Raw genomic sequence first — 13543 nt, 5'->3', positions numbered from 1 at the left:
TATGGTACTAAGTGTTTTTGAATTATCGAAAATTTAGCTAGAGCGAGCACTAGCTCGAGTTATGCTTTGAAATAGTCAGCTAAGAAGCTATCAAAGTCTAGCGTATCGTTTTCTTCAATCGCTTTTTGATCAAGGTGAGATTGTTTTGCCGCTTGCGTTAACATCGCCTGATCAAATGTTTGATAACCATTAGCCATTTGCTGTTCGCGGTATTCACTCGCTTTACCTAATGCTAATGCTGTGTATTTCGCTTCTTGGTTAACCACCATATCTACTAGCTTCGCAGAAGGCGTTAAGCTCGCATCTTTTACTTTGGCAAACTCGCTGCTCGTCACCACTTGGTAATCGTCCGTACCGTAGGCCTTATCTAACAGCTTAGCCACTTGCATAAACTCTTCAAATAGCTCACCACCCCACTCTGGGATGGTTTTACATTGATTGTCATCGTTAAGCTTTAGCTCAGGTTCGCGGCCGCGTAGCACCACTTTATCCATATTGTGCTCATAGCGTTTCTGTAGCTCAGCAGTCATCTCTGGGCTAGGTGCTAGTGCACAGTAGGTTATAAACACATCGAGGAAGCGCATTTGCTCAAGGCTAATGCCCGTTGCGGAGAATGGGTTAACATCTAACGCACGCACTTCAATATATTCAACACCGCGACGCTGCAATGCTTCTGAAGGCTTTTCACCTGACTCGGCCACGCGTTTAGGTCGAATAGGTGCATAAAGTTCATTTTCAATTTGCAACACATTGCTGTTTAGTTGGCGATATTCGCCATCTACCTTAACGCCAATTTTATCGAAATCATCTGAAGCCAATGAAATTGCTTCTTTAACCCCTTCAACATATGACGTTAAATTGTTGTAGCAAATATTCAGCGCTGATTGTGCGCTGTTGGTGTAGCCTAAATCGCTCATGCGCAGCGACGTGGCATGCTCTAAATACAAATACCCCGTTTTAGAGCGTTTGAATGGCAATTGATGCGGCTTGTCTTGCAAGAACGAACTACACAGTATTGGTGAACTGCCAAACAAGTAAGGAATTAACCAGCACAGTCGTTTGTAATTGCGAATAAGAGCAAAGTAACGCTCTGAAACAAAGGTTTGTAAATCTCGTGTATCACCATCTATTTGCTGAATAGCACGCCAAAAGTCTTCAGAAAAAGAAAAATTAAAATGAATGCCCGCGATTACCTGCATCATGCTGCCATAGCGGTTTTTCAGCCCTTGGCGATATACGGTTTTCATACGGCCAACGTTAGAGCTGCCGTATTGCGCTAGCGGAATTTGGTCATCGTCTTCAACAAAGCAAGGCATACTTAATGGCCATAACAACTCACCATCAATATTTTCGTAGGCATATTTTTGAATATCTTCCAGCTGAGCAATGGTTTGCTCTGCTGAATCACTTACCGGCGTAATAAACTCAAGTAAGGTTTCTGAATAGTCAGTCGTAATGTATGGATGTGTTAGTGCCGATCCTAAATTTTCGCGATGAGGCTGAGTTGATAGCCTTCCCTCACTTACCACCCGCAAAGCTTCTCGCTCAACACCACGCTTGATTCCTGAAACGGCAGCTAAATGTTCATCGGCTGATAAGGCTTGTAAATACTGATTAAGAGATGAGATCAAAATGGCTCCGCCGCCTAGCGTATAATTCGAATTGGTTACAATGTAAGGGTAATTGATGATAATTCAATACGCTAGCTAGTAAACTTTACCAAAAGTTACAAAATAAAAAGGTGCGCCCAGTGTCAATGGGTGCGAAAATAACATCCATTATTAGTATTTCGTATAAACAGCCCAATTTAAAGAACACTTTATGCAAGACTCCGCTCTCAGTTTACTTCCTCCATTTGTCGCTATTTTAATTGCCGTTTGGCGACGCAATGCCTTAATGGCACTGCTCGTTGGTGTACTACTTAGTCATTTAATGGTTGCGAACTGGCAACCGTTGAGTGGCGCGTCAGGTGCGATTTCCGGCTTTGCTGACGTGTTTTCGTCAACAGGTAATGTTTATATTATTTGTTTCAGTTTATTAATTGGCGCTATGGTAAAGCTACTCAGTGAAGCTGGCGCGGTTAATGGTTTTATTGAACACTTAGCTAAGTTAAAACTCGTTAAAACCAAACGCCAAGCCAGCATGCTACCAACACTGATCGGTTCCAGCATTTTCACCGACACAAATCTGAGTATGTTTACTGCCGGCATGGCAAGCCAACAGTTATTCGATCGCCATAAACTAAGCCGCGCTCGCTTGGCTTATTTACTCGATTCAACTTGCGCCCCGATAAGCATTTTGTTCTTAATTAATGGCTGGGGCGCTTATGTTCTTGGCTTGCTAGATGGTTTTAGTTTTGACGACCCAGTTAGCGTACTAATTGGCACAATAGGCTATAACTTTTATGCCATTATTGCCGTTGCTCTGGCTTATTACACCGCTTATTCAGGTAAAGCTTTTGGGCCTCTGGCAAGCGCAACAAGCTTAGTGAACACACCAAATGAGTCTGGCGACACAAAAATTGGCCCTGCACGCGTGATGTGGGTGCCATTAATTGCACTACTAGCAATCACTTTAACCTTGTTATTTATCACGGGTGACGGCGACATGCGTCGCGGCTCTGGCTCATTCTCGGTGTTTTGGGCCATCGTTAGTAGCTGCGTGTTAGTGATTGGCATGATCAGCTATTACCGCCTGCTTAGTGTGCAAGCAATGGCTAAAATATTCGTTAATGGCCTTTGGTATATGGCACCTGTGGTAATGATTCTAGTTTTGTCATTTGCCTTTGGTGATGTCATTAAAGCGCTTGGTACAGGCACTTATGTTAGTGAATTAATGCAGGTGGAAGTCCCACTATTTTTAATTGCGCCAATTATCTTTTTAGTTGCTGCGGTAATGGCATTTGCCACCGGCACCTCCTGGGGTACTTTTGCCATCTTAATTCCAATTGCCGTACCAATTGCCATGCAAACTGGGCTGCCCGTGTCTTTCCTTGTCGCGGCTGTGCTAGGTGGCGGTATTTTTGGCGACCACTCTTCGCCAATTTCAGACACCACAGTGGTTGCATCTATTGCCAGCGGCTGTGATCATTACGAACACGTAAAAACCCAACTACCTTATGCTTTATTTGGCGCTATGTTAACGATAGTTATCTACATCTTGATTGGTCTTAGCTTCTAATGACTAGTGGGTTTGAACTGGTCGATGAGCAACCAGATTTTGTGTTAGTCAACAAAGCGCCAAACGTTAACTTTCACGATGAAGGTGAGCTTGGCGCAGGCTTATTTTCACAAGTAAAAAGCCAGCTTGAACTGACTGAGCTTTACCCGGTTCATCGACTAGACAAGCTAACTTCAGGCTTAGTTATCTTTGCCAAAAACCTTGCTGCAGCGCGCACCTTTGAGCAGCTTTTTCGTGAACATCAAATTGATAAGTATTACATTGCGTTAAGCGATAAAAAGCCGAAAAAAAAGCAAGGGTTAATCAAAGGCGATATGGCGAAAAGCCGCCGCGGTATGTGGAAGTTAATTCGTACTATGGAGAACCCAGCAATTACACAGTTTTTTAGCACCAGCTTAATTGCCGGCCTGCGCGCTTATTTGCTTAAGCCACACAGTGGCAAGACTCATCAGATTCGCGTTGCACTAAGCAGTATTGGTGCGCCCATACTAGGAGATACTTTGTATGGTAATCCCGGTTCAGAAAAATTTGTTGCCGATCGCGGTTACCTACACGCCTACGCGCTGCGCTTTACTTACCAAGATAAAGTGTTTGACTACCTTCAAACACCGAATTTTGGAAAACATTTTCAGTCTTCTGAGGCGTTAGCATGGCTTTCGAGTATTTCGCCACCATGGCAACAGGCTTGGCCCAAGTGCTAGCAACTTTGCTAAATAACCTCAGCTCTGGATAACTAATGTGCTTCTAGCGGCTATTTTTACTGCTACCAGCGTTAAATTTACTTGCAATAGACCAGCTATTGACGCGCAAATTTGCCTTGATATCAGCAAAAATTTCTCGCAAGAAGATAAAAACCAACATCAGTATTTGAATTGATTTGTTATTCACTATTTCTTATCCAAACCTGAGGTTAAATAAAAATGGCAGTCTATTGACTGCCATTTTTGTTTGATACCTATTACAGCAAGCTGTGAACAAACACGCCACCAATTGCCACAGGGCAAACAAATTTGGTGTACCACGGCCAGACTTTCCAGAACAAGCTGTCTTCAACCGTTTCATTGCCTTGCTTTATTTCTGCTAATAGTGAGCTACGTTGCCAGATCCAGCCAGCAAACACACAGCAAAGCATGGCAATAATTGGCTGACCATATTCTGTTGAAAGGGTCGCCACAAAACCTAACATCACACCTAGATTTGAAATAATACCGAAGCTTATGAGTAAAATAACCAAGCCAATGATGGTTGTTGCCTTCTTGCGATCGATATTATGGCGTTCAACCGCATAGGAAACTGGCCCTTCAAGCATTGAAATGGAGGAAGTTAGCGCTGCAATCGACATTAACAAGAAGAAGGCTAAACCAATAAACAAACCTAAACCGCCCATACCATCAAACAGGCTAGGTAATACGGTAAACACTAAAGTCGGCCCTGCAATTAAGCTACCGTCGTCGGCAAAAATTTGCACGCCTTGTGCTTGTGCGACATACATCGCAGGGATAATTAACAAGCCAGCTAGGAAAGCAATAGAAACATCAATCAGGGTAACTTGCGCCCCTATGGTGACCATGTTTTCTTTCTTGGCAATATAAGAGCCGTAAATCACCATCACCGAGGTACCAAGTGACAATGAGAAGAACGCCTGACCTAACGCACTGACCAGTAGGTTCGGCTCTAACACGCGGCTGATATCAGGGTTTAGATAAGCTTCTAACCCTTGCATTGCACCGTCTAGGGTCATGACATAGCCAATCAGCAATATCAATAAGCCAATCATCATTGGCATTAAGCGCTTTGACCACTTTTCGATGCCTTGCTCGACACCGCGGCGAATAATAAACACGGTGAGAAACATAAATAAGGTGGTGAAAAAGACATTACGGGCAACGGAGTCGCTCACCGCCCAAGACGCGATAGATTGCAATCCGGCGATTTCAGCGGCAGATTCAACGGCAAACGACATCATCCAGCCGGCTAAAATGCCGTAAAAACTCAAAATGAGTGAGGCACAGATAATACCGCCAAAGCCAACAATAAACGCAAAGCGCTTTTGCCAAGCCTTACTCGACATTTTTTGTAAGCTAGTAACGGCATTTGCTTGGCCATAGCGACCAATTAATATTTCTGCCATGAAAGCAGGATATGCTAAACAAAACGCCAGCACTAAATACACTAGTACGAACGCTGCACCACCATTACTCGCAGTTTGTGTAGGAAAACCCCAAACGTTACCCAGACCAACCGCAGAGCCTGCGGCCGCCATAATAAACCCGATGCGCGAGCTAAACTCGCCTCTAGAAACAGCCATAAACTATCTACTTTTATTATTATATTTACGTTGTTAGCGACATAATTTACGTAAAACCGACCCGCGAAGACAAGCCAGTGGCGTAAAATAGTTGACTGACAACTTAAATAGACTGTGCACAATAATGTGCACAAAGATCAATCAATTTCTTTACAGGTAAGCATGCAGCTAAGTTGTAGTAACTCAAAGCAATGTAAACCTGTAAATGGGCGCAACAAAAAACGAGCTTAACGCTCGTTCTTTGTTTATATTTTTGGCTAATCGCGGAAGTTGTTAAACTGGAATGGCTGGTCTAACTCTGCTTCACGTACTAACTGCATTACCGCTTGCAAATCGTCACGCTTTTTACCGGTAACGCGCACTTGTTCGCCTTGAATAGCTGCTTGAACTTTGATTTTGCTATCTTTAATCAACTTAACAACTTTCTTAGCCACGTCTTTTTCAATGCCTTCTTGAAAAGTAACACGTTGCGTACAGTTCTTGCCAGAAAACTCAGGATCAGAGATTTGCATTGCTCTCGGGTCGATTTGTCGTTTAACTAATTGATTACGTAAAATATCAACCATTTGCTTAACCTGAAAATCACCTTCAGCTTTTACTGCCACTGCTGGCGATTTCCACTCAAAGCTCGCCTCTACTCCGCGAAAATCGAAACGAGTGCTCAACTCACGTGTTGAATTTTCCGTGGCATTGCGTACTTCTTCTAAATTAATTTCTGAAACAATATCAAATGACGGCATAGTGTGCCCTTCGCTAAAATTTTTCGCCAGTTTATCAAAATAGCCAAGAATTTCTAACTAACTCAACCGTTTTTTCTTACCTTTGCCATGATATGATGATGCTTTAATTTAATTGCCAACTATCAGGCACAATTTAAGCTCTGCTGAGATAGTTTAAACACAACGTTAAGAAATAATTTAGTTTGAAAAATCTCCATCACATTCTATTTTTTCTCATACTTGCACTTACCAGTATCGCATTCTTTTTCTCACCAGAATTACGCGACATTGTCGTGAGCAACACGCAAATCGACACGATAGGTCATGCCATCGGTTTTTTCGTGCTGACATGGCTACTCAGTAATTTATTCAAACTACCTGCTTGGCCACTGACCATAGCGTTAATTGGCTATGCAGCACTCAGTGAAGTTGCGCAATACTCTTTAGGTTTTAGAAACGGCGAATTTAAAGATTTTGTTGGCGATACAATTGGCATTTTACTCTTTATGTTACTGAAATTGTTATGGTTAGTTTACGGCCCAGCCAATACCTCGTGTGTTGAGAACCAAAGCAAAAGCCAAATGAAAGTATGAGTAAAGCACCTGAGATGAAAGCTGCTGCCCTAACAACTGACAAGTGTAAGCATTTAAACATCGTGGTGGCTGGACAAGGCGCTATTGGCTCACTTTGGTGTTGGTATTTAACCCAATACTCGGCGGTTAATTTGTCTACTGTCACCCGAGCGCCTGCTTTTCCTACTTCTCCAACGATCTCTAGTTTTCCCAATACTCCTAGTGCTCCTAAGCTAAAAAAACAGCTCAGCTTTAGCCATTTTAACGGTCAAAGTTACCAATATCACTGCCTCTTAGCCGATGACAAAACACTAAACAATGCTGACTTGCTTGTTGTGTGTTTAAAATCCTACGATGCTGCACAGCTCGTTAATAACATCGCCAGTAAATTAGCACCGACAACCGATATTTTATTAGTGCACAACGGCATGGGGGTATACGAAGCGCTGTCAGATAAGATTAAGGCAACACATAACATCTATACATGCCTAACCACCCACGGCGCATTTCGACCAACAAAAAGCCACGTAATTCATACCGGCTTGGGCAGTTTTGATATTGGTCGTCATGCTTTCGTGCAAAACGAACCAGCACCTTGGTTTAACGCGCTGAAATGCGCACTCCCTAATGCCCATTGGCAATCAGATATCAAAACCAAGCAATGGCAAAAATTAGCGATTAACTGCGTGATTAACCCATTAACGGCGCTTAACAATGTGTGTAATGGTGAAATTACTCAAGCTCAATATTTGCCGCAGATATCGGCCATCGCGAAAGAGGTATCGGAAGTTGCGAGCAGCCAAGACATTACGCTTGAAGCGAACACTATTGTTGAACAAGCATTAGCGGTTGCCCAAGCCACGGCCAACAATGTTTCATCAACACTAGCAGATGTTCGCGCTGATCGAACAACCGAAATCAATGCCATTAATGGCTACATTTGTCAGTTAGCGATAGAGGCAGGCATTAGTGTTCCGAGCAACTCGGCATTAGTTGAGCAGGTGAATGCGTTATTAAAGAGTGCTGCACCTAGTCAGTGATTTGCTAGCGTCAATGAGTATTAGCGAAACAGTAAAATAAAAAAAGCCGTGGTAAGCAAAGGCTAACCACGGCTTTTATAAACATTAAGCTTAAGTTTGTTAACTAGGCCACTTTTCTAAGGGCGATAAACGTGCACATTGCTAAAGCCATTGTCGTGCAGGTATAGTGCTTGTAGCTTACTCATCACACCGCGATCACAGTACAGCAAGTATTCTTTTGATTGGTCTAAATCGCCGAACTGAGTGCCGAGCTTAAAGAATGGAATATGCTTAACTTCAATACCGTCTAGCTCCAGCGGGCTATCATCTTCTTCCTCTGGGCTGCGGATATCCAAGATTACGGTATTTTCACCGACTTCTGCTAGCTCTTTAACGGCATGTACTTCTTCTTCGGTTTCTTGACCGATATCGCGAATATCAAATACACGGGCATTTTCAACTACTTGGTCGATAATGTTTAAGTCAAACTTAGTTTCTTCTTCTTCAACTTTCGCCAATACCGCTTTTACTGTTGGCTTCTTCGAAATAACACCACAGTACTCTGGAATAGTTTTCGCAAAATCTTCAGTGCCAATAGCGCGGGCAATATCAATAATATCTTGCTTATCGTACGCCGCTAAAGGGCGTAAAATAAGGGTTTCTGTAACTCGGTCAATAACGTTTAAGTTAGTCAGCGTTTGGCTAGAGACTTGACCTAGCGCTTCACCGGTTACCAGTGCTTGAATACCTAGTTTTTCCGCGACTTTAGACCCAGCACGCATCATCATGCGCTTAAGGACAACGCCCATGTGGCCATTGTCTATTTTTTCTAAGATTTCGGTCACTACTGGGTCAAAATCAACCGCAATAAATTTCACACGGTGAGATGCGCCAAATTTATTCCACAAGAAATGGCTCACTTGCTTAACACCCACTTCATGAGCGCTGCCACCTAAGTTGAAGAAACAAAAGTGAGTACGCGAGCCCTTTTTGATCATTTGGTAACTAGAAACACCCGAGTCGAAACCGCCTGACATTAACGACAACACGTCTTCTTGTGTTGCAATTGGGAAGCCGCCTAAACCTTTGTGAAGCTCAGTCACGATAAATAACTTGCTCTTATTGATTTCAAGGCGAATCGTGACGTCAGGCTTTTTCAATTTCACCTTAGCTGACTCAACCGCTTGATTTAAGCCGCCGCCAATATATTGCTCTGCCTTAATCGAGTTAAAGTCGTGTTCACCACTGCGTTTAACTCGCACACAAAAGGTTTTATTTTCAATTGTGCTGGCATGTACCGCTAAGGTTTTTTCGTAGATATCATGCAAATCGGTGAATTCGTCTTGCTGAACTTCTAAAAACGAGGCAATACCCGGAATACACTTTAGCGTTTCAACTAACGCAGCACGGTTCTGTGCAGTGTCATTTTTGGTATTAATTTCAATGCTATCCCAGTTAAGTTGCGTGGTGACTTGCTCGTCTATACGTCTTAAAACATTCTTGATATTTGACTCAAGCATCTTAGTAAAACGTTTACGAACAGAGCGACTTTTAACGGCGATTTCAGCCTGCAATTTAACGATGAATTTCATTGATTCCCCCAGCGCTGGATAAAGTGGCGCGCATTATACACTATTTCTAAGAAAATGCGCGTTAGTCAGCTTCACGGGATAAGTAAGTACTCTCAAGTGAGCGCTTTAGAACTTATGGCTTACCTGATGTCATTTTCTTAAGGGTACGGTCGCCCTTACCATAATGATGATAAAGCGCCGCTAATACATGACCTAGAATTAGTAGCCATACCAACCAAGCACCGAATATCTCTTTATGGATAAAATCAATCGGAGTTTCAAAAGCTTTAAACGACAGTCCCATCAAATCCTGAACTATGAAAGTAAATAGCCATGTATCTTCAAATTTTGGTACATCAAACAAAAAGAAGAATTCGGTATTAACACCTGTTCCCAAATAGCCGGTCAGCGGCATAATAATCATGACCGCATACAGCGCATAATGGCCAAGGTGGGCAGCCAAGTGCTCTAGTTTGCTGCCAGGTTCAGATTCAGGTGCTTGATTTATCCCCCGCCAGATAATGCGCAAAACAACGATAACCCCAAGCGACACACCAACTGATAGGTGAAGTTGTAATGCGGTCCAATTCTCCGGCGTTTTAGCCTCGGTAAACCATTGGCGGTAATAAACACTCACATAAGATGCTAAAAATAAAAGTGCCGTTCCCCAGTGAAAACACTTGGCAATAAAACCATAGTCGGTTGATGAATTTTTTAACATCATAAAGCTAGCCCTTCAATTTATGCCTGATTAGCGAATAAACATTGAGTTTAGCCTATGCTAATCAAGCGCTAGGCGTATAGCTGATTTACCTTTATTTACATACACAATGCATGAAGCTAGGTGAGCTGAAAAAAGGCAAAAAAATGGCCGACTATACAGGTATAGTCAGCCATTTTGATTCATCTTAAAGATAATGGGTGAATCAGTCGTTAATTGCCACTGCTCTCACTGATAGAAATTGGTTCAGTGACTTTCGCTTTACCTTGGTTAATCGAAATCTCGACTCGGCGATTGCGACGGCGATTCAAGGCATTGGTGTTTGGCACTAATGGGCGCGTATCAGCGTGACCAACGACAAGTAATCGCGTGGGATCAAAATTCGGCACTTTCACCATTTCATGGGCAATTGCCACAGCACGTTGGCTAGAAAGATCCCAGTTTGAACGGTAGAGTTCAGAATCAATACCTTGATTATCGGTATTACCTGAAATCATGATCTCGCCTGGTACATTGTTAAGCAAGACACCAATCTCTTGAATAATCGGCTTAAACTTCGGCTGTAAAAACGCAGAGCCCGAAGGGAACGAGCCATTTTCACGAATACGTATCGTGATTTGCTGCCCTAGTGATTCTAGTTCAATCGCGCCATCTTGAATTTGTTGTTCAAGCTGCTCGGCAATTTTCTTCACCAACTCATTCACTTGCTCTTGTTGCGCTTGTTCTAATTGCTGCTGAGCTTGCTCAATTTGTTGTTGCGACATTTGCGTGTCGGTGCTTTGCGATTGACCACCACGCTCAGTGCCACGTTGCTCTTGGCGACCACCCGCAGAGGTTTCATCACCCGCCTGGAATTCCAACATTTGTTGGGTCATTTCCATGGTTTGCTGCTGGATAACTTCTATCGGTGTTGGCTCAGGCTTACCTGGGCGAAATTCTTGTGCAATGATGCTGGTTCCTTTAGGAATATCTTTCACCTCAATTTTGTTTTGCACACCAAAGGCAAACTTCATCGAGCCAGCAATTTGCTTGAACTTCAATACGTCCATTTCCGAGAAGCTCAATAGCAAAACGAAAAAACACATTAACAGTGACATCAAATCCGCAAAAGTTCCCATCCACGCAGGTAGACCTGCGGGCGGGCACTTACACTCAGGAGGTGGAGATGACATGGCTTACCTCACTACTCTTCAGTGGTGTCTATTTTTCGCTTACTTTCTGCTAAATAGTTTTTCAGCAGACCTTCAATAACACGTGGGTTTTGGCCGTCTTGAATCCCCAAAACCGCATCTAAGATAAGCTCTTGGTTTAACTTTTCTTCTGCCATACGAAGCGATAACTTGTTCGAAATTGGAATGGCAATAACGTTTGCTAGGAAAGCACCGTACAATGTGGTTAATAGTGCAACCGCCATCGCAGGACCAATCGCTTTAGGGTCATCCATGTTAGATAACATCGCAACTAGACCAATCAAGGTACCAATCATCCCCATCGCTGGTGCAACTTCGGCAAGCGCACCTAGCATGCCTACGCCGGTATCATGGCGCTCGGTTGTTAGTGATATGTCTTTTTGCATGGTGGCGCGCACCACGTCGGCATCGTGACCATCAACCAACATGTCGACACCTTTTTGCATAAAGGCATTAGAGATCTCGGCCTCTTCCAAGGCTAAAAAACCACCTTTTCGCGCAGCGTCAGCCATTTCAACAGACTTTTCAATTAACTCTTCTGGCTTTTCCAGCTTGAACATAAATGCCTTGCCAATGATCTTACCAATGGTAAAAAACTGGCCAAGGTTGTAATTCGATAAAACAACGAAAATAGAACCACAGAATACGATAAGAATTGATTGGGTATCGACAAACATTGAAATGTCGCCACCTAAAATCATCGCCATCACGATGAAACCGATTGCGCCCAACATCCCAATTAGCGTAGCTAAATCCACAAATGCCTCCTAATGTGTGTCTTTAACGAGCAGAACTCTGCTGATAATACATTATCAATAAATGAATCGCGACCTGTATTACAGCCTGTTACACAGATAGTATCGCCCGAAAGGTCAATAACTTAACTTGTTTTTGATTCAGTTCAGCTATCGTTACTATAAGCGGGCGAATATGTGCCATTGATTGACCTAGACGCGCCGCTCATGTACCTTTGCGCCTTATTACTAGGTTGCAATGCTAAACTAACCTTAATCAATCGAAGCGATGCTTATTAAATAGGCAGAGAGTGCGTTTGGTCATCACTTGTTTATCATCAAAAACGGGCTATCCGTGGTATAGAAATGGCAAAGAAGAAACTGGAAAATCTATCGTTCGAAGAGGCGCTTGGCGAACTTGACACTATTGTTCAACAATTAGAGCAAGGTGAATTAAGTTTAGAAGAGTCAATGGCGGTTTTTGAACGCGGCTTAAAGCTTAGTCAATTAAGTCAGCAAAAACTGCAAGGCGCAGAGCAAAAAGTGCAAATGCTGATTAATCAAAATGGTCAAGGTACTTTAACGAACTTTGAACAAGACGATAACGCTTAGTTTAAGGCAATAAAGATTTTGACGACTTTACCTCAACTTAGTGAATATCAAGCACGCGTTAACCAGTTACTTGCCAACAAGCTTGATGGTCTACCCGTTAATGACACTAAGCTATTAGAAGCAATGCGCTATGGCCTGTTAATTGGCGGCAAACGCATGCGTCCCTATTTGGTTTATACCACTGGTCTAGCTTTAGGCGCCAAACTTGAAGATTTAGACGGCATTGCCTGCGCCTTAGAGTGCATTCATGCGTATTCATTACTACACGATGATTTGCCTGCTATGGATGACGATGATCTACGACGCGGACAACCAACTTGTCACAAGGCTTTTGACGAAGCAACAGCTATTTTGGCAGGCGATAGCTTGCAAACACTGGCGTTTGACTTTCTTGCCAATCACCCGTTTTCAGACTTTGGTCAACAAAAAATGCCAACTCTGTTACAGCAACTAGTTGCCGCGGCCGGTTACCAAGGCATGTGTGGTGGCCAAGCATTAGATTTAAGTGCAACCGATAAGCGTGTTTCATTGAACGAGCTTGAAACCATTCACAAGCTCAAAACCGGCGCACTATTAAAAGCCTCGGTTACAATGGCCTCAGAATGTGCGCTACAAGTTACTGATGAGCAAAAAACGACGCTCGCAACATTTGCCGAACTTATTGGGCTAGCTTATCAAGTACAAGACGATATTATCGATATTACATCGACACAAGAGCAACTTGGTAAACCTAAAGGCTCAGATATTGAAGCCAATAAATCAACTTACCCAGCACTACTTGGCTTAGCAGATGCCCAGCAAAAGGCAGAAACGCTATACCAAGAATCGCTTCAAGCTTTAGCTACTTTGCCCTACAATACCGACACTTTGGCAGACTTTGCGACCTTTATTGTTCGCCGTACTCATTAATTACTAAT

Annotated in this window: 13 protein-coding genes; 6 read left to right on the top strand and 7 right to left on the bottom strand. The window is 43.1% G+C overall.

Going from position 1 to position 13543, the window contains the following annotated elements; all coding sequences use genetic code 11:
* Window positions 1-59: 59 nt before the first annotated feature.
* Window positions 60-1631, bottom strand: a complete 1572-nt coding sequence (gshA, locus tag DXX94_RS15875; protein ID WP_116017386.1) for a glutamate--cysteine ligase — start codon at window positions 1629-1631, stop codon at window positions 60-62.
* A gap of 190 nt (window positions 1632-1821) precedes the next feature.
* On the opposite strand from gshA, the gene DXX94_RS15870 reads away from it, so the two are divergent.
* A complete protein-coding gene (locus DXX94_RS15870) occupies window positions 1822-3180 on the top strand; it encodes a Na+/H+ antiporter NhaC family protein (protein ID WP_116017384.1) in 1359 nt (452 codons plus the stop codon).
* Window positions 3180-3881: a TIGR01621 family pseudouridine synthase gene (locus DXX94_RS15865; RefSeq protein WP_116017382.1), complete on the top strand. Its 702-nt coding sequence runs from the start codon at window positions 3180-3182 to the stop codon at window positions 3879-3881. Before DXX94_RS15870 ends, DXX94_RS15865 begins: the two co-directional genes overlap by 1 nt.
* Window positions 3882-4138: 257 nt before the next feature.
* Here the strand turns inward: DXX94_RS15865 and DXX94_RS15860 are convergent, their stop codons facing one another.
* Together DXX94_RS15860 and DXX94_RS15855 are read right to left on the bottom strand one after the other, a co-directional pair.
* The gene (locus tag DXX94_RS15860; protein ID WP_116017380.1) at window positions 4139-5488 is read right to left on the bottom strand and encodes a sodium-dependent transporter; all 1350 of its coding nucleotides are present in this window, start codon (window positions 5486-5488) and stop codon (window positions 4139-4141) included.
* Window positions 5489-5745: 257 nt separating this feature from the next.
* Window positions 5746-6228: a YajQ family cyclic di-GMP-binding protein gene (locus DXX94_RS15855; protein WP_116001113.1), complete on the bottom strand. Its 483-nt coding sequence runs from the start codon at window positions 6226-6228 to the stop codon at window positions 5746-5748.
* Window positions 6229-6410: 182 nt separating this feature from the next.
* Here DXX94_RS15855 and DXX94_RS15850 point away from each other — a divergent pair, with 182 nt between their 5' ends.
* Both DXX94_RS15850 and DXX94_RS15845 read left to right on the top strand, forming a co-directional pair.
* Entirely contained in the window at window positions 6411-6800 is a 390-nt protein-coding gene (locus DXX94_RS15850) for a VanZ family protein (protein ID WP_147302302.1), read from the top strand.
* Entirely contained in the window at window positions 6797-7819 is a 1023-nt protein-coding gene (locus DXX94_RS15845) for a ketopantoate reductase family protein (RefSeq protein ID WP_116017376.1), read from the top strand. Before DXX94_RS15850 ends, DXX94_RS15845 begins: the two co-directional genes overlap by 4 nt.
* A gap of 116 nt (window positions 7820-7935) precedes the next feature.
* Here DXX94_RS15845 and thiI read toward each other — a convergent pair whose 3' ends face one another.
* The 4 genes from thiI to pomA all read right to left on the bottom strand — a co-directional run bounded on the left by thiI (window position 7936) and on the right by pomA (window position 12038).
* Window positions 7936-9390, bottom strand: a complete 1455-nt coding sequence (gene thiI, locus DXX94_RS15840; protein WP_116017374.1) for a tRNA uracil 4-sulfurtransferase ThiI — start codon at window positions 9388-9390, stop codon at window positions 7936-7938.
* Between the two features lie 112 nt (window positions 9391-9502).
* A complete protein-coding gene (locus DXX94_RS15835) occupies window positions 9503-10093 on the bottom strand; it encodes a cytochrome b (RefSeq protein ID WP_116017372.1) in 591 nt (196 codons plus the stop codon).
* Between the two features lie 209 nt (window positions 10094-10302).
* Window positions 10303-11262 carry a flagellar motor protein MotB gene (locus DXX94_RS15830; protein ID WP_116001117.1) on the bottom strand — a complete coding sequence of 320 codons (960 nt, stop codon included), beginning with the start codon at window positions 11260-11262 and terminating at the stop codon, window positions 10303-10305.
* 11 nt (window positions 11263-11273) lie between these two features.
* On the bottom strand, window positions 11274-12038 hold the full coding sequence (pomA, locus tag DXX94_RS15825; RefSeq protein WP_116001118.1) for a flagellar motor protein PomA: 765 nt from the start codon (window positions 12036-12038) through the stop codon (window positions 11274-11276).
* 342 nt (window positions 12039-12380) lie between these two features.
* On the opposite strand from pomA, the gene DXX94_RS15820 reads away from it, so the two are divergent.
* Both DXX94_RS15820 and ispA read left to right on the top strand, forming a co-directional pair.
* Complete coding sequence (locus DXX94_RS15820; RefSeq protein ID WP_116001119.1) at window positions 12381-12626, top strand: exodeoxyribonuclease VII small subunit; 246 nt, start codon at window positions 12381-12383, stop codon at window positions 12624-12626.
* An 18-nt stretch (window positions 12627-12644) separates the two neighbouring features.
* Window positions 12645-13535 carry a (2E,6E)-farnesyl diphosphate synthase gene (gene ispA / locus DXX94_RS15815; protein WP_116017371.1) on the top strand — a complete coding sequence of 297 codons (891 nt, stop codon included), beginning with the start codon at window positions 12645-12647 and terminating at the stop codon, window positions 13533-13535.
* The last annotated feature ends 8 nt before the right edge of the window (window positions 13536-13543 follow it).

The sequence above is a fragment of the Thalassotalea euphylliae genome, assembly GCF_003390375.1.
GTDB classification, from domain to species: Bacteria; Pseudomonadota; Gammaproteobacteria; order Enterobacterales; family Alteromonadaceae; genus Thalassotalea_F; species Thalassotalea_F euphylliae_A.
This window is presented reverse-complemented; position numbering and strand designations above follow the sequence as displayed.

Bases quoted from the DNA above. Each gene is read 5' to 3' on its own strand.
- DXX94_RS15865 (WP_116017382.1), top strand. From the start codon at position 3,180: ATGACTAGTGGGTTTGAACTGGTCGATGAGCAACCAGATTTTGTGTTA.
- DXX94_RS15820 (WP_116001119.1), top strand. From the start codon at position 12,381: ATGGCAAAGAAGAAACTGGAAAATCTATCGTTCGAAGAGGCGCTTGGC.
- DXX94_RS15835 (WP_116017372.1), bottom strand. From the start codon at position 10,093: ATGATGTTAAAAAATTCATCAACCGACTATGGTTTTATTGCCAAGTGT.
- DXX94_RS15870 (WP_116017384.1), top strand. From the start codon at position 1,822: ATGCAAGACTCCGCTCTCAGTTTACTTCCTCCATTTGTCGCTATTTTA.
- thiI (WP_116017374.1), bottom strand. From the start codon at position 9,390: ATGAAATTCATCGTTAAATTGCAGGCTGAAATCGCCGTTAAAAGTCGC.
- DXX94_RS15855 (WP_116001113.1), bottom strand. From the start codon at position 6,228: ATGCCGTCATTTGATATTGTTTCAGAAATTAATTTAGAAGAAGTACGC.
- DXX94_RS15830 (WP_116001117.1), bottom strand. From the start codon at position 11,262: ATGTCATCTCCACCTCCTGAGTGTAAGTGCCCGCCCGCAGGTCTACCT.
- DXX94_RS15860 (WP_116017380.1), bottom strand. From the start codon at position 5,488: ATGGCTGTTTCTAGAGGCGAGTTTAGCTCGCGCATCGGGTTTATTATG.
- DXX94_RS15845 (WP_116017376.1), top strand. From the start codon at position 6,797: ATGAGTAAAGCACCTGAGATGAAAGCTGCTGCCCTAACAACTGACAAG.